The sequence below is a fragment of the Undibacterium sp. WLX3042 genome (genome assembly GCF_049544825.1).
Classification (GTDB): Bacteria; Pseudomonadota; Gammaproteobacteria; order Burkholderiales; family Burkholderiaceae_D; genus Undibacterium.
This window is the reverse complement of record NZ_CP186698.1, coordinates 2,993,467-3,009,826: the sequence shown is the minus strand read 5'-3', so window position 1 is coordinate 3,009,826 and position 16,360 is coordinate 2,993,467. Positions and strand designations below refer to the sequence as shown.

The 16,360-nt window shown below is 49.8% G+C and carries 13 protein-coding genes; 5 read left to right on the top strand and 8 right to left on the bottom strand.

Translation table 11 applies throughout. The features are described 5' to 3' along the window. Positions 1-48: 48 nt before the first annotated feature. From ppsA to ACPAOP_RS13540, 3 genes are all read left to right on the top strand, one after another. Positions 49-2,466 carry a phosphoenolpyruvate synthase gene (gene ppsA, locus ACPAOP_RS13550; protein WP_423708374.1) on the top strand — a complete coding sequence of 806 codons (2,418 nt, stop codon included), beginning with the start codon at positions 49-51 and terminating at the stop codon, positions 2,464-2,466. A gap of 299 nt (positions 2,467-2,765) precedes the next feature. After that, positions 2,766-3,200 (top strand): NfeD family protein, encoded by a 435-nt coding sequence (locus ACPAOP_RS13545; protein ID WP_423708373.1) that lies wholly within the window; start codon positions 2,766-2,768, stop codon positions 3,198-3,200. Positions 3,201-3,257: 57 nt separating this feature from the next. Then, a complete protein-coding gene (locus tag ACPAOP_RS13540; RefSeq protein WP_423708372.1) occupies positions 3,258-4,205 on the top strand; it encodes an SPFH domain-containing protein in 948 nt (315 codons plus the stop codon). Between the two features lie 125 nt (positions 4,206-4,330). Here ACPAOP_RS13540 and ACPAOP_RS13535 read toward each other — a convergent pair whose 3' ends face one another. Further along, on the bottom strand, positions 4,331-5,443 hold the full coding sequence (locus ACPAOP_RS13535; RefSeq protein WP_423708371.1) for an NADH:flavin oxidoreductase/NADH oxidase: 1,113 nt from the start codon (positions 5,441-5,443) through the stop codon (positions 4,331-4,333). 501 nt (positions 5,444-5,944) lie between these two features. Between ACPAOP_RS13535 and ACPAOP_RS13530 the strand changes: the two genes are divergently transcribed. Then, the gene (locus ACPAOP_RS13530) at positions 5,945-6,583 is read left to right on the top strand and encodes an NAD(P)H-dependent oxidoreductase (protein WP_423680020.1); all 639 of its coding nucleotides are present in this window, start codon (positions 5,945-5,947) and stop codon (positions 6,581-6,583) included. 338 nt (positions 6,584-6,921) lie between these two features. Continuing rightward, complete coding sequence (locus ACPAOP_RS13525) at positions 6,922-7,758, top strand: zinc-dependent peptidase (RefSeq protein WP_423708370.1); 837 nt, start codon at positions 6,922-6,924, stop codon at positions 7,756-7,758. Between the two features lie 111 nt (positions 7,759-7,869). Here ACPAOP_RS13525 and ACPAOP_RS13520 read toward each other — a convergent pair whose 3' ends face one another. From ACPAOP_RS13520 to dapC, 7 genes are all read right to left on the bottom strand, one after another. Next, positions 7,870-9,858: an ATP-binding cassette domain-containing protein gene (locus tag ACPAOP_RS13520; protein WP_423708369.1), complete on the bottom strand. Its 1,989-nt coding sequence runs from the start codon at positions 9,856-9,858 to the stop codon at positions 7,870-7,872. Positions 9,859-10,055: 197 nt separating this feature from the next. Beyond that, complete coding sequence (gene prmB / locus ACPAOP_RS13515) at positions 10,056-10,958, bottom strand: 50S ribosomal protein L3 N(5)-glutamine methyltransferase (protein ID WP_423708368.1); 903 nt, start codon at positions 10,956-10,958, stop codon at positions 10,056-10,058. A 95-nt stretch (positions 10,959-11,053) separates the two neighbouring features. Continuing rightward, positions 11,054-12,190, bottom strand: coding sequence for a succinyl-diaminopimelate desuccinylase (gene dapE / locus ACPAOP_RS13510; protein WP_423708367.1), 1,137 nt, complete (start codon positions 12,188-12,190; stop codon positions 11,054-11,056). A gap of 2 nt (positions 12,191-12,192) precedes the next feature. Beyond that, entirely contained in the window at positions 12,193-12,579 is a 387-nt protein-coding gene (locus tag ACPAOP_RS13505; RefSeq protein ID WP_423708366.1) for an arsenate reductase, read from the bottom strand. 28 nt (positions 12,580-12,607) lie between these two features. Next, entirely contained in the window at positions 12,608-13,750 is a 1,143-nt protein-coding gene (locus ACPAOP_RS13500) for a PilT/PilU family type 4a pilus ATPase (protein ID WP_423708365.1), read from the bottom strand. A gap of 112 nt (positions 13,751-13,862) precedes the next feature. Continuing rightward, positions 13,863-14,690 carry a 2,3,4,5-tetrahydropyridine-2,6-dicarboxylate N-succinyltransferase gene (gene dapD / locus ACPAOP_RS13495; RefSeq protein ID WP_423708364.1) on the bottom strand — a complete coding sequence of 276 codons (828 nt, stop codon included), beginning with the start codon at positions 14,688-14,690 and terminating at the stop codon, positions 13,863-13,865. Positions 14,691-14,771: 81 nt separating this feature from the next. Beyond that, positions 14,772-15,998: a succinyldiaminopimelate transaminase gene (dapC, locus tag ACPAOP_RS13490; protein ID WP_423708363.1), complete on the bottom strand. Its 1,227-nt coding sequence runs from the start codon at positions 15,996-15,998 to the stop codon at positions 14,772-14,774. Between the last annotated feature and the right edge of the window lie 362 nt (positions 15,999-16,360).

Sequence of the window (16,360 nt, the reverse complement as noted above, 5' to 3'; positions counted from 1 at the left end):
GACGAAGCAGTACTTAGCAAGGATTTCTTACCATCAAAAGAGGTTGTTATGTCCAACGCAGCAAATACCGAGGCAACTTACGTTGCTTCGTTTGAGCATTTACGAATGACGGATGTCGAATCCGTCGGCGGAAAAAATGCATCTTTAGGCGAAATGATCAGCCAGCTGGCTTCTGCAGGTGTCCGGGTTCCGGGTGGTTTTGCGACGACAGCGCAAGCGTTTCGTGATTTTTTATCTTATTCAATCGATGGCGGACGCTCGCTCGGAGAACGTATCGCTGACCGTCTTGAACATCTCGATATTGATGATGTGAAAGAACTGGCAAAAGCGGGTGCAGAGATTCGTCAATGGATTACGGAAACGCCTTTTCAGCCACGTTTGCAAAAAGAGATAGAAGAATTTTACAACCGTCTGGTTGCTGATTCGACTGCAGAAATGTCTTTCGCTGTGCGTTCTTCTGCGACAGCGGAAGATTTGCCGGATGCTTCTTTCGCCGGTCAGCAAGAGACTTTCCTGAATGTGGTCGGTATCGATAATGTGCTGGAAGCGATGAAACATGTATTTGCCTCCTTGTACAATGACCGCGCGATTTCCTACCGTGTCCATAAAGGTTTCACACATGCAGAGGTTGCGCTGTCGGCAGGTGTGCAGCGCATGGTTCGTTCCGATCTTGGTGCTTCTGGCGTGATGTTTACGATCGATACCGAATCTGGTTTTGAAGATGTGGTATTCATCACCTCTAGCTATGGCTTGGGTGAGACCGTGGTGCAGGGGGCCGTGAATCCGGATGAATTCTATGTGCACAAACCAATGTTGGAGCAAGGTAAGTTGCCGGTGATCCGCCGCAATATCGGTTCCAAGCTGATCAAAATGGAGTTCACCGGCGAAGCCAAAGCAGGTCGCTCGGTCAAGACTGTGGATGTTCCTGTCGAAATGCGTAATCGTTATTCATTGAACGATACCGAAGTCGTTGAACTGGCGAAGTATGCGGTGATTATCGAGAAACATTACGGCCGTCCTATGGATATCGAATGGGGCAAAGATGGTCGTGACGGTAAGTTGTATATCCTGCAGGCACGCCCTGAGACAGTCAAATCGCAGCAAAACGCGAGCGATGCGCAGCAGCGTTTCAAACTCAAAGGCACAGGTACTGTACTGACGTCCGGTCGTGCGATTGGTCAGAAAATCGGCGCGGGTCGTGTGCGCGTGATTCATGATCCTTCTGAAATGGAACGCGTACAGCCGGGCGATGTTCTGGTTGCGGATATGACTGATCCTAACTGGGAACCGGTCATGAAACGCGCTTCTGCAATTGTGACGAATCGTGGTGGTCGTACATGCCATGCGGCGATTATTGCTCGCGAACTGGGCGTACCAGCGGTGGTTGGTTGCGGTCACGCGACCGATGTACTGAAAGACGGTACATTAGTCACGGTATCCTGCGCAGAAGGTGACGAAGGTAAGATCTATGACGGCTTACTGGAAACTGAAGTAACGGAAGAATTGCGTGGCGATCTGCCTAAACTGCCGTTGAAAATCATGCTCAATGTCGGTAACCCGCAGCTGGCGTTTGATTTCCAGTCGGTGCCGAATGATGGTGTTGGTCTGGCTCGTCTGGAATTCATCATTAACAATAATATCGGTGTCCATCCGAAAGCGATTCTGGAATATCCGAATATTGACGCTGATTTGAAAAAAGCCGTTGAATCTGTGGCGCGCGGTCACGCATCGCCAAGAGCGTTTTATGTCGATAAACTGGCAGAAGGTGTTGCAACCATTGCGGCCGCATTCTGGCCGAAAAAAGTCATCGTTCGCTTGTCCGACTTCAAATCCAATGAGTACAAAAAGCTGATTGGTGGCTCTCGCTACGAACCTGATGAAGAAAATCCAATGTTAGGTTTCCGCGGTGCTGCGCGTTATCTGGCTTCCGACTTCCATGAATCATTCGAGATGGAATGTCAGGCAATGAAGCGTGTGCGCAATGATATGGGGCTGACTAATGTCGAAATCATGGTGCCATTTGTACGGACGCTGGGGCAGGCAGAGAAAGTCGTGAATCTGCTTGCGAAAAACGGACTGAAACGTGGTGAAAATGGCTTACGTCTGATCATGATGTGTGAAGTCCCTTCCAATGCGATTCTGGCAGAAGAATTCCTTGAATTCTTTGACGGCTTCTCTGTCGGTTCGAATGATCTGACTCAACTCACACTGGGTCTGGATCGCGATTCCGGTCTTGAGTTACTGGCAGCGGATTTCGATGAACGCGATCTTGCTGTCCGTGCTTTGCTGTCGAAAGCGATTGCAGCCTGCCGTAAGCTGAATAAGTATGTGGGTATTTGTGGTCAGGGACCATCCGATCATCCGGATTTCGCTGAATGGCTCATGAAAGAAGGCATAGAGTCGATTTCTCTGAATCCGGATTCCGTCGTTGATACCTGGCAAAAACTGGCAGCGGTGACCAAGTAAATTTTTCTGATTTTCGTTGCTGAAACGCGAGATGAACAGTGATGTTCTCTCGCGTTTTTTTGTGTTGCCCTTTGTTTGTCTTTGACTGAGCCCTGATGCATCACAGGCTGGATAAATACAATGAATCAACTTCGCACTGATCTTTAAAAAAGCCCTTGCCATCGTCTGCCTGCAAGGGCTTTTTTTTATGGGTAAATTATCATGTATATTACCGATGTTTCTTTTATTGTATTAAATCACAATGCAATGCCTTAACAGAACAGCAATCACTTTCGAATAAAAAAAGGAGATAAGAAAAAATGAATCCATGGATGATGTGGGCCGTCATTGCCGGACTGGTCGTCATACTTGAATTATTTACCGGCACTTTTTATCTGCTGATGATTTCTGTCGGGCTGGCAGCAGGTGCAATTGCTGCTGTTTTCACACTGTCAACGTCATCGCAGATGATAATCGCTGCGCTGGTAGGCAGCCTGGCGACACTGGCATTACACAACAGCAAATACGGCTGGAAAGGAAACAAGAATGCTGCGTACGATCCGAACGTGAATATGGATATTGGCCAGACATTGCAGGTGCAGGACTGGCAGGAGCAGGGAAATGGCAAGTACACAGCGCGCGCGATGTATCGTGGTGCAATGTGGGATGTGGAGTTGCAGCACTCTGCTGGTTATCCTGGGATGTATGTGATTGACGAAGTGCAGGGCAGTCGTCTGATAGTGAAGCCTGCGTAAGCAGTGCAGAAATTACAGACTTTTTTAGTGAATTTTTAATAAAAACAAGGTGGCTCTATGGAAATAGGTAGCGTAGCTCTGGTGCTGTTGGTGCTGGCGATTGTGTTTGTGATCAAAACAATTAATGTTGTGCCCCAGCAGCACGCATGGGTGGTCGAACGTTTGGGTAAATATCACACTACGCTGGGGCCGGGGCTGAATATCGTCGTGCCTTTCATTGATCGCATTGCGTATAAACACGTACTCAAAGAAATCCCGCTGGATGTGCCACCGCAAGTGTGTATCACCAAAGACAATACGCAGCTCCAGGTGGATGGTATTCTGTATTTTCAGATTACCGATGCGATGCGTGCTTCGTACGGCTCCTCCAATTACATCGCTGCGATTACCCAGTTAGCGCAAACGACCTTGCGTTCGGTGATCGGTAAGATGGAGCTCGATAAAACCTTTGAAGAGCGTGATCACATCAATACCACGATCGTCAGCGCCATTGATGAGTCTGCGGCTAACTGGGGCGTGAAAGTCTTACGTTATGAAATCAAAGATCTGACGCCGCCGAAAGAAATTCTGCATGCGATGCAGGCACAAATTACGGCTGAACGTGAAAAGCGCGCACTGATTGCAGCATCTGAAGGCCGCAAGCAAGAGCAGATCAATATCGCAACGGGTGAGCGTGAAGCGTCGATCGCGAAATCGGAAGGTGAGATGCAGGCATCGATTAACCGTGCTCAAGGTCAGGCGGCGGCGATTCTGGCGATTGCAGAAGCGAGTGCCGAAGCGATCCGTAAAACGGCTGCAGCGATACAGGAACCCGGTGGTGCCGATGCTGTAAATCTGAAAGTGGCAGAACAATATGTCGGCGCATTCGGTAATCTGGCGAAGACGAATAATTCGATTATCGTGCCAGCGAATCTGGGTGATATGAGTGGATTAATCGCGACAGCGATGCAAGTCGTGAAATCACAAAAAACAGCGGCAGTCGATGCGCCGCGTCGTCCGGTATAAGATCAGCTATCAGCAGTAGTGATTCAGTACGGCGGTACTGCTCAATGACAAGCGCCGCGTTTGCATCCTGAATTAAAAAGGACTGTCCTCAGCATAGACAGTCCTTTTTTTATGACAGAGTCGTTTCAGCGGCCACCCATGCGGGTTTCTCCAAACAGATTTTTGTATTCTCGTGGTTGTGAACGCCAGTATTGCGGTGGCACATCGACGCTTGCCCCCAGCTTTGCCGCTGCGTGCCACGGCCAGTGCGGGTCATACAGGATGCCACGGGCAATACCGATCATGTCAGCTTGTCCTTGTTTCAGAATATCTTCCGCGTGTTCAGATTCCGTAATCAGGCCGACCGCGATCACCGGCATCGAAGTCACTTTTTTGATCGCCTCTGCAAAATGCACCTGATAACCGGGTTCCAGCGGAATCTGTTGTAAAGGCGAGAGACCGCCACTGGATACATGTATGAATGCGCAGCCACGTTGCTCTAATTCTTTGGCAAAGACGCTGCTTTGCGCGACATCCCAGCCGCCGTCAACCCAGTCGCTGGCCGAAATCCGTATGCCCAGTGTGTAGTCATCCGGCAGCGCTGCTTTGACCGCATCAAAAATCTCTAATGGGAAACGCAAACGGTTTTCGAGGCTGCCGCCATATTGGTCTGTACGTTGATTCGATAACGGCGATAAAAACTGATGCATCAGATAACCGTGCGCGGCATGTAATTCGATCGCATCAATGCCCAGGCGGTGTGCCCGTTTGGCCGCATCAACAAATGCCTGTTTGACGCGTTCTAATCCAGCCGCATCCAGCGCCAGCGGTGCTGCTTCTTTGGTGTTGTGCGGAATCGCCGACGCTGAAACGGTTTGCCAGCCACCATCCGCTTCGGCAATTAACTGGCCGCCATCCCAAGGGCGTTGGCTGGATGCTTTTCTGCCGGCATGCGCCAGTTGTACAGCGATAGGCATCGCCGAATATTGACGTACAGACTGTAAAACTTTGCCTAGCGCGGCTTCTGTTGCATCTGACCACAGACCGACATCGTAGGGCGAAATGCGTCCCGCAGGTTCAACTGCGGTTGCTTCGATAATCAGCATGCCTGCGCCGGAAGTGGCAAGGCTGCCAAGATGCATCAGATGCCAGTCACTCACCATGCCATCAACAGCGGAATACTGGCACATAGGCGCAATGATGATGCGGTTTTTAAGAGTGAGGTTGCCGAGTTTGAACGGAGAAAAGAGGATGCTCATTTTTTAGATCCCAGGCAAAAAAAGAAAACAAGTGGATGTGTAAAAAGGAATTCAAGGCCAAGACAACGGTAGCCCGAACTGTAAATCATCAGTAGCCATTATGCCGAAAGATCAATGAAACTGCTGGCAGCAGCTTTTTTGTGGTCGGTATGCCGCCGAAAATTATTTGTGCTGAGCAATGAAAAAGCGTCAGAAGTAGCTTATAACGTTTAAAAATACTCCAGGGGAGTATTTTTATAGCACCTTATTTATCAAGGCGGTTATGGGGTAAAAAGCCATATACTCCCCAAAAAATGTGTTTTCTATAAAAAATATCGGCGCTATCGCTAACGATGCTCTCGTTCAGATTTTTGCAATGGGGCGAAAAAAGCCCTCTTGTGAAACAAATGGCGCAACCTGATATAGTAGTCCTAATCAGAACGAATGTTCCGTTGCAACGGGTTACTACGTGCGATGAAAAATCAGATCTGATCAAGATTAATCTCTTATCGAAAGCCAGTAATGTCCGATTTAATTCAAAAACTGAAATGGCGCTATGCGACCAAAAAAATGAACCCAGCCAAAGCGGTACCACAAGAAAAAGTGGACCGTATTCTTGAAGCGATCCGCCTGACCGCAACTTCCAGTGGTTTGCAGCCTTACGAAGTGCTGGTGGTGACGAATGCTGAAATCCGCGAAAAAATCAAAGCCATCGGCTGGAATCAGGCACAAATCACAGAAGGCTCACACTTGCTGGTGTTTGCCGCATGGGATAACTACACAGTCGAGCGCATCAACATGATGTTTGATCTGACCAATGATGAGCGCGGATTCAAAAACGAAGGATGGGAAAACTATCGCAACATGCTGCTGTCCACTTACCCTGCGCGTGATGCAGAAACGAACTTCCAGCATGCTGCACGTCAGGCTTATATTGGCCTGGGTACTGCACTGGTTGCAGCCGCCGAAGAACAAGTTGATTGCACACCGATGGAAGGTTTTGATCCAGCCGCGCTGGATGAGATTCTCGGTCTGCGTGCTAAAGGCCTGCGCAGCGTCGTGATCCTGCCATTGGGCTATCGCGAAGAAGACAAAGACTGGTTAGTCAATCTGAAAAAAGTCCGTCGTCCGATTGCGAAATTTGTCACTGAAGTCAAATAATACTGTTTGACGGATCGTCTGCATAACTGCGAAAAGCATGCGGATGAAATAAAAAAAGCTGCGATTTTCATCGTAGCTTTTTTTGTCTATTGTAAAAACTGATGTCGATTGCGACTACTTGGCGTCGCAGTATGGGTGATGCGCTGATATCAGATCGAGCTTTCTGCACTCCATCAAAGCCGTATACTTACCATTCCGGGAAATAAACCCGACACTTGACTTCTCCCTGGTCATGCCCATTTGCTGTGACAGGCAATTCGCATGCAATCACGTTCTGTGAGTGTGGTCTGACTCGTATTGGTCGCCAGAGATGACAATGAATGAAATGGAGCGTGGAGATGGGGTGGTTGTTATTTATTACGATGGCAGTGATTCTGGGCGTATTCGTTGCGCCGCGCGCCCGGCTGCGCTATGTATTGTCGCGGGCGTTTCCTTTGAATTATTCAAAAATTCTGCGTAAAAATTTGCCTGCATACAAGCACATGCCGACCGATTTGCAGATGCAGTTGAAGCGCCGGATTCGTCAGTTTTTATATCAGAAGACCTTTGTCGGCTGCGATGGTCTCGATATTACCGATGAGATCAGAGTGACGATTGCTGGTAAAGCCTGTTTGCTTTTGTTAAATCGTGCATCGGAAGTGTATCCGCAATTAACGCATGTGCTGGTGTATCCGTCGGCATTTGTCCCACCGCGCAAAGAGATGCATGCAGACGGGGTCGTCACGCATACGAATCAGGGGCTCAGCGGCGAATCATGGAGTGATGGTCGCGTGATTCTGGCCTGGGATCAGGCTGCGCATAATGCCGCGACGGAAGCGCGCGGGCAAGACGTAGTGTTGCACGAATTTGCACACCAGCTCGATAGCGAAACCGGCAGTACGAATGGTGCGCCGGCATTGCCCACGGCAGCGGCATATCAGGCCTGGTCGCAAGTAATGACAGCCGAGTTCAATCGCTTACAACAAGCGTTATCGGTGCATCACCACGTTCATGATCAACACTGGCAACCGTATCCCGAGGTGATTGATCCTTACGGTGCGACGAACCCGGCAGAGTTTTTTGCCGTTACCACTGAAGCCTTTTTTAAGAAAAGTGCGGCACTGGCTGCGCATCATCCTGCTTTGTTTGCGCAATTGAAAAGCTATTACTGCGTTGATCCGCGCGAGTGGGTTTGATGGCTATGCAGGTCTGGTCGCAGCATATAAAAAGGGACGTGCTGTACGTCCCTTTTTATTTATGACTTCAATCATGTTTTAAAGTCACGGAGAAATTCACTTTCAACAAACTTAAACGGCGGCTTCGAGTAACTCCTGCTGCTCCAGCCAGTCCGCTTCGATCTGGGATAATTCTTTCACCAGATACGCCTGATCCAGCAGCAAGGTTTTCAGCTTTTCCTTGTTCGCATCGCTGTAAATATCGCTGTCTTCGAGCTGCGCATCGATGTCTTTCTTTTTACTGTTGAGCTTGCTCATTTCGTCTTCCAGGCGTTTGATCCTGGCTTCGATAGGCTTACGCAGACTGGCCAGGCGCTGACGTTCCTCAGCATCACGGCGGCGCTGTTCCTTATCATCGACCTTCGCAACCGGTATCGATTTGGTGAGTGGCAGACTGGTTTCTTTCTTTTCTTTTTGCGGTAATGCCGCTGATGTTGCAGCGTTTTCCAGTTTGTTTTTAAACAGCCAGTCTTTATAGTCGTCCAGATCGCCATCGAATGGCTGCAGTTTGCCATCGGCGACGATGATGAATTCGTCAGTCGTTGCGCGCAGCAAATGCCGGTCATGTGACACCACGACCAGCGTACCTTCAAACTGCGCCAGCGCTTCGGTCAGCGCTTCGCGGGTTTCCAGATCCAGATGGTTGGTCGGTTCATCGAGCAGCAGCAGGTTAGGGCGTTGCCAGACGATCATGGCCAGTGCCAGCCGGGCTTTTTCTCCGCCGGAAAATGGTTTGATCGGGCTGGTGACCATGGTGCCGGGGAAGTTGAAACCACCGAGGAAATTACGCAATTCCTGTTCGCGCACGTCCGGTGCAATATGCGCCAGATGCCATAACGGCGATTCGTCGTGGCGCAGCATTTCAACCTGGTGCTGGGCGAAATAGCCGATCGATAAACCTTTGCCTGTTTGCATCGTACCGCGCAATGGTGGAATATCACCAACGATGGTTTTGATCAGCGTCGATTTACCAGCACCATTCACCCCGAGCAGTCCGATGCGCTGACCGATTTGCAGAGAAAATTTCACGCCGCTGACGATGCACTTTTCTGTGAAACTATGATCTGTGGCGGATTCGATGCGATAACCGCAATCGACATCTTCCATCACCAGCATAGGATTCGGCGCGCTGAGTGGTTCGCGGAATTCAAATGAAAATTCGGCAGCCGCACGTAAAGGCGCAATCTCTTCCATTTTTGCCAGCGCTTTAATCCGGCTTTGCGCCTGTTTGGCCTTGGAGGCTTTGGCGGCAAAACGGCTGATGAACGATTCCAGATGAGCGCGCTTGCGGTTTTGTTTTTCTATCGCGCTGGCAGCCAGTATCATTTGCGCCGCACGCTGACGTTCGAACGCCGAATAGTTACCGGAATAGCGTTTCAGTTTGCGATCATCGATATGCACGATCACATTGACGACACCATCCAGAAAATCGCGATCATGTGAAATGATGATCAGCGTGCCGGGATAGCGCTTCAGCCAGTCTTCAAGCCAGATGATGGCATCGAGATCCAGGTGGTTGGTCGGTTCATCGAGCAGCAGTAAATCGGATTTGCACATCAGTGCCTGCGCCAGATTGAGACGCATACGCCAGCCACCGGAAAAACTGGCGACGGATTCTTCGAGTTGCTCAGGTTTGAAACCGAGGCCGATCAGTAATTGCTCGGCACGTGAGCGCACGGTGTAGGCATCCGCATCTGCCAGCGCACCATATAAATTGCCGATGGCAATGCCATTATCGTGGCTCTCTGGCTGGGCTTCGAGTGCGGCTAATTCGGCTTCAAGTTTGCGCAGTGTGACATCGCCATCAATCGCGTAATCAATTGCACTGCGTTCGAGTGGCGGGGTTTCCTGCGCGACGTGGGCGAGTTGCCATTTGGCGGGAAATTCTATGCTGCCCTGATCCGGATGCAGCTCGCCGCGTAACATCGCAAACAAACTGGATTTGCCTGCGCCATTGGAACCGATCAGGCCGATTTTGTCGCCGGGATTAAGCGTGACATCGACGCTATCGAATAAAGGCTTGGTGCCACGGGCGAGAACGACTTGCTGCAAACGTATCATATAAACTTAAAATAAGGGGAGTATGTTGCTTTTTGCTGTGATTGTCATCGTAAATAAAGGGTTTTTAAATATACTCCGGGGGAGTATATTTAAGGCGAAAAGCAGGTAAAAAATACTTTATCCGCTTTTCACCCTCGTTATGACTCAGATGCGGTATTGGTGCGATGTCATTGTAATTGCTGCCGCCTGTACCAGTATCAGGCGGCAAATGACGCCAGATCGCGCGCTTCGACCAGAAACACCATGTCGTCGCCAGCACTGGTCGATAACCAGGTCATATTCATACCGGCAAAAGCAGCTTCGGCAAACGCACGTTCATTGCCGATTTCCACCATCAGCAAACCATTTTTCGTCAGGCGTTGCGCGGCGCCGGCGACAATTTTGCGCACCAGATCCATGCCGTCATCGCCACCAGCCAGTGCGATTTGCGGCTCATGCAGGTATTCTTTCGGCAACTGACGCATAGAGCCGGAATTCACATACGGTGGATTCGTGATGATCAGATCATATTTTTTATCCGGCACATTGGTATACAGATCGGACTCTATCAGCGAGATGCGGTCCTGCAATTCATATTTGCTGACATTGCGTTCAGCGACGGCCAGCGCATCGGCAGAAATATCCACTGCATCGACATGCGCATTCTGGAACATGTCTGCCAGCATAATCGACAGGCAACCTGAACCGGTGCAGAGTTCAAGTATGTTGCTGATATTGTCGGGATCGCTGACCCATGGCGAAAAGTGATCCGGGATTAATTCAGCGATGAAAGAACGCGGCACAATCACACGCTCATCGACGTAGAAATTATACGTGCCCAGCCATGCTTCATTGGTCAGATAGGAGGCGGGTACGCGGTCAGTCGCACGACGCTCAATCACACGCAGAGCCGCATCGATTTCAGAGGTCAGTAAATTAGCATCTAAAAACGGTTCAATTTTATCCAGTGGCAAGTGCAGCGTATGCAGCAACAGATAGGCGGCTTCGTCCAGCGCATTGGCACTACCGTGACCAAAAAACAGTTGTTCTTTGGTGAAGCGGCTGACTGCATAACGCAATAAATCGCGCAGGGTTTTAAAAGTTGTGGCGGGTGTCGTCATAGGATTCTTTCTTATCGCCGCGTCGCCGGAATGCTGTCTTGAGAAGGGCGGATTCTGGCGGTTTGCGGCGTTTATGGTGCGATTTTCTGCCGGTTTTACTGAGGCTTATTCAGCAGATTTTCTAAAGTACGGCGGTAAATATTTTTCAACGGGTCGATGTAGCGTAATTCTACGTGCTCATCGATTTTATGAATGCTGGCATTCGGCGGCCCGAACTCTACCACTTGCGGGCAAATTTTGGCAATGAAACGGCCATCGGAAGTGCCGCCGGTCGTCGATAATTCAGTTTCTACGCCCATTTCGGCACGAATCGCATCCGCCAGTGCATCGCTCAGACTGCCTTTCGGTGTCAGGAAGGGATGGCCGCCGATAGTCCATTTCAGATCGTAGTTGAGACCATGTTTGTCGAGAATCGCGTGCACCCTTTGTTGCAGGCTTTCTGCGGTGCTGGCAGTGCAGAAACGGAAATTGAAATCGATGACAGCGTCACCCGGAATTACATTCGATGCTCCAGTGCCAGAGTGGATGTTCGACATTTGCCACGAAGTTGGCAGGTAATATTCATTGCCTTCATCCCAGACTTCTGCGACCAGTTCTGCCATCGCCGGCGCGAACAGATGGATAGGGTTTTTCGCCAGTTGCGGATAAGCGATGTGACCTTGCACCCCTTTGATGGTCAGTTTTCCCGACATCGTGCCACGGCGGCCATTTTTAATGGTATCGCCCAGTACATCGACCGAGGTTGGTTCGCCGACGATGCAGTAATCGAGCTGTTCACCACGTGCTTTGAGCTGCTCGCAGACGACAACCGTGCCATCCGTGGCCGGGCCTTCTTCATCGCTGGTGATCAGAAAACCAATTGAGCCCTGATGATCAGGGTGCGCGGCGATGAACTCTTCTGTTGCGACCACAAAAGCGGCAATCGAGGTTTTCATATCGGCTGCGCCGCGCCCATACAATTTTCCATCGCGATGGGTGGGCGTGAACGGTGCCGATTGCCATTGCGCGACCGGACCGGTCGGCACAACGTCGGTATGGCCAGCGAAGACGACCAATGGCTGCGTAGTGCCACGGCGTGCCCAGAGGTTGGTGACGTCACCGGATTGTATCGTTTCGCAATGGAAGCCGAGCGGTTCCAGCAGGGAAATCAGCGTGCGCTGACAACCTTTATCTTCAGGTGTCACTGAATCGAGAGCGATCAGTTGTTCTGTAAGGGCAAGGGTTTTACTCATCATTATTTTTTAAAAATACCTTCAAACTGTGCGACGGAAAAACCAACCGATATATGTTGTATCTGCTGCCCCTGACTGATTTGCAGTACCGGGCGCTTGATCAGCGATGGCTGGTTCAACATCAGAGCAATCGCCCGCTCCTGATCGCTGGCGGCGGCTTTTTGTTCATCATTCAGTGCACGCCAGGTGGTGCCTTTGCGGTTGATCAGTATGTCCAGACTCAGATGCTGCAACCACTGTTCTATCGTGTGTTGATCCAGACCTTGTTTTTTAAAGTCATGGAAAACAAAATCAATCGCGTGCTCTTGCAGCCAGACACGCGATTTTTTCACGGTGTCGCAATTCGGAATGCCAAAGACTGTGACGGAATATGTATTGTTTCGTGTCATGTCGTTTTTACAGGGCTGATCGGTAATGTTATGCATTCAGAGTGAATTCGGTAAACGAGGCTTCTTCTCTGACTTCCGGTTCTGGTTCAGGTTGGGGCTGCGGGGTGCAGGAAACATCATTATTCAGCAGCCATAACAAGTTGTTGGCAGAGTCCGCATTCGCCAGACCTTCTTCTTTTGTGATCAGCCCCTGTTTGATCAGTTTCATTAATGCCAGCTCGAAGGTTTGTGAACCCGGCGACAAGCTTTTTTCTATCGCTTCTTTGATCTGGAAAATATCGCCTTTTTCTATCAGCTCGGAAACATAACGGGAATTGAGCATGATTTCGATGGCAGGGCAGCGGCCGCCATCAGTCGAGCGTATCAGGCGTTGAGAAATAATCGCGCGGATAGAGGAGGCCAGATCCAGCAATAAGGCTGAACGGTTTTCCATAGGGAAGAAACTGATGATACGGTTCAGCGCCTGATAACTATTGTTTGCATGCAAGGTCGCCAGTACCAGATGGCCGGACTGCGCATAGGCGATCGCCGACATCATGGTATTCAGATCGCGGATTTCCCCGATCAGGATGCAATCCGGCGCCTGGCGTAATGAGTTTCTCAATGCGGTTTCAAGACTCTCAGAATCGGTACCGACCTCGCGTTGATTGACGATAGATTTTTTACTGTGGAACAGATATTCGATAGGGTCTTCGATAGTCAGAATGTGACCCGTCTTGATTTCATTACGGTAATCGAGCATCGAGGCAATCGTGGTTGATTTACCCGAACCTGTGGCGCCGACAACCAGAATCAGACCGCGCTTTTCCATGATCAGTTCAGGCAAGACTGGCGGTAAATTCAGGGTGTTCAGGGCAGGGATATTTCCCGGAACGAAACGGAATACAGCGGAAAAAGAACCGCGCTGGCGAAAAGCAGAAAGACGGAAACGACCGATACCGGGCGCACCGATACCGATGTTGAGCTCATTATCCCGTTCGAGGGTCGCGAGGTGTTCCGCCGATACCACTTCTGCCAGCAAAGACAGAATATTTGCCTGATCCATTCTCTGCTGATTAATTGGCAGCAGGTTGCCGTTAATCTTCAGATGCACGGGAGAATTGATGGCAAAAAACATGTCTGACGCATGTTTTTCTTTCATCAATTGAAATAAACGCTCCATTGCCGCCATGATGATTCCTTTTCTGAGAGTAAATTAGCCGGACCACATCGTGATCCGGCTAATTTCTTCGTTCAATGAATAATAAGACTCAAACCTGTTTATTAGTCAGTCCGTCAACGAATTAAGCACCGCGCAATAATTCATTGATGCTGGTTTTGGAGCGGGTCTGTGCATCAACGCGTTTGACGATCACTGCGCAATACAAACTGTATTTACCATCCGCCGACGGCAGGCTGCCGGAAACAACAACAGAACCGGAAGGGATGCGACCATAACTGACTTCGCCAGTGGCGCGGTCATAAATCTTGGTTGACTGGCCGATATACACACCCATGGAGATCACGGAATTTTCTTCGACGATCACGCCTTCGACGATTTCAGAGCGGGCGCCGATGAAGCAATTGTCTTCGATAATAGTAGGGTTGGCCTGCATAGGCTCCAGTACGCCACCAATGCCGACACCACCGGATAAATGCACGTTTTTACCGATCTGTGCGCAGGAACCGACGGTTGCCCAGGTATCGACCATTGCGCCTTCATCGACATATGCACCAATATTCACATACGATGGCATCAGCACCACGTTTTTAGCAATGAAGCTGCCGCGACGGGCAACTGCTGGGGGTACGACGCGGAAGCCGCCTTTAGCGAAATCTTCGGCTGTGTAATTCGCAAACTTGGTCGGTACCTTGTCGAAGAACTGCATGTGTTCGCCAGAAGGCATACAGATGTTATCTTCCAGACGGAACGACAGTAATACCGCTTTTTTGATCCATTGATTGACATGCCATTGACCATCGATTTTTTGCGCAACGCGCAGACTGCCGGCATCCAGTTCGCTCAGTACGTGCGCAACAGCATCGCGGACTTCTGTGGGCGCAGATTTTGGTGAAAAGTCAACGCGGTTTTCCCACGCCTGGTCGATGATTTGCTGTAATTGTTGTGTCATGGTGATTTTCTTTTAAATAAATGAATTAAGGTGAAAATTTTAAAAAATATGTCTGAATTTATGTATCTGCTGTGTTCAGTATTATTCGTCGCGCAGGTTTTTGCAAAATGCGACGATGCGTTGCGCTGCTTCCAGACATTCGTCAACTTCAGCAACCAGCGCCATCCGTATGCGGTTTTGTCCCGGATTAATGCCATGCGCTTCGCGGGCGAGATAACTGCCCGGCAGTACCGTCACATTATATTGTTGGTATAAGCGCCGTGCGAATTCGGTGTCGCTGATCCCATTCAGGTGATCAACTTTGGCCCACAAATAAAAGGCGGCATCGGGTAACTGCACATCCAGCACTTCTTGCAACAGTGGTGTGATCTGGGCAAATTTTTTGACGTACTTGGCGCGGTTTTCTTCAACATGGGTTTCATCATTCCACGCTTCTATCGATGCGGCTTGTATCATTGGGCTCATTGCACTGCCGTGATAGGTGCGATACAGCAGGAATTTTTTAATGATTTCCGCATCGCCGGCAACAAAACCGGAACGCATACCCGGAACGTTGGAGCGTTTCGATAAACTCGATAAAGTGATCAGTCGTTGATAGTCTGGGCGTCCCAGTAGCTGGGCCGCCTGCAAGCTACCTAAAGGTGCTTCTTCCTTAAAATAAATCTCGGAATAACATTCGTCGGCCGCAATCACAAAACCATAGCGGTCTGACAGCTCAAATAATTCTTTCCAGTCATCCAGATTCAGCACGGCACCGGTAGGATTGCCCGGGGAACAGATAAACAATAACTGCACGCGCTTCCAGATGTCTTCGGAAATGCTTTTGTAATCCGGGGCAAAATTGCGTTGCGGATCCGCATTCGCGAAATACGGTTCTGCGCCGGATAAATACGCTGCGCCCTCATAAATCTGGTAGAAAGGATTCGGACACAACACCAGTGGCAAACCATCCTGACATTCTTCCGTATTGATGATCGTCTGCGTCAGCGAAAACAAGGCTTCCCGTGAGCCGTTCACCGGCAAAATCTGTGTCGCCGGATTGAGCGCAGGAATCGCGTAGCGCCGCGCTGCCCATTCCGAAACCGACTTACGCAATGCATCCGAACCAGCCGTCGCCGGATAGCTCGCCAGTCCCGCCATATTAGCGATCAGAGCCTGTTTGATGAATTCAGGCGTAGGATGTTTTGGCTCACCGATGCCAAGGCTGATCGGCGTATAAGCCGTATTAGGGCTGATGTCAGCAAACAGGCGTTTGAGTTTCTCAAAAGGATACGGTTGCAACTTGGCGAGGTGGGGATGAAAGTGCATTTTTCGATTAGTGATCAATACGGGAGTGTCTCAGGCTGATGTCTTGGATGATGCAGCGTCTGCCGCCACCCGGCTTAATATGCAATCTCATGACCGACATACGTCTAACCGGTGGTGAGTTGACAGAATTTCGTATTATAGCCTTTGCCAGATTCTTCAGAGACGGGCATTGTGTATATTTCGCCGGGTCAATTTGTAAAAATTCTCACAAAATAACGCTAAAGTTAGCGTTTTCTTAAACTTCATGCATGAAAATTCTACTGATCAAATGGTATGATGCTGGCCTGATAGCCAGGTACCTGCAAGGTAATGAGATGTTGCTTTGAAGGGAATGTGAACGCAGTAACGGGTTTGTCTGCAAA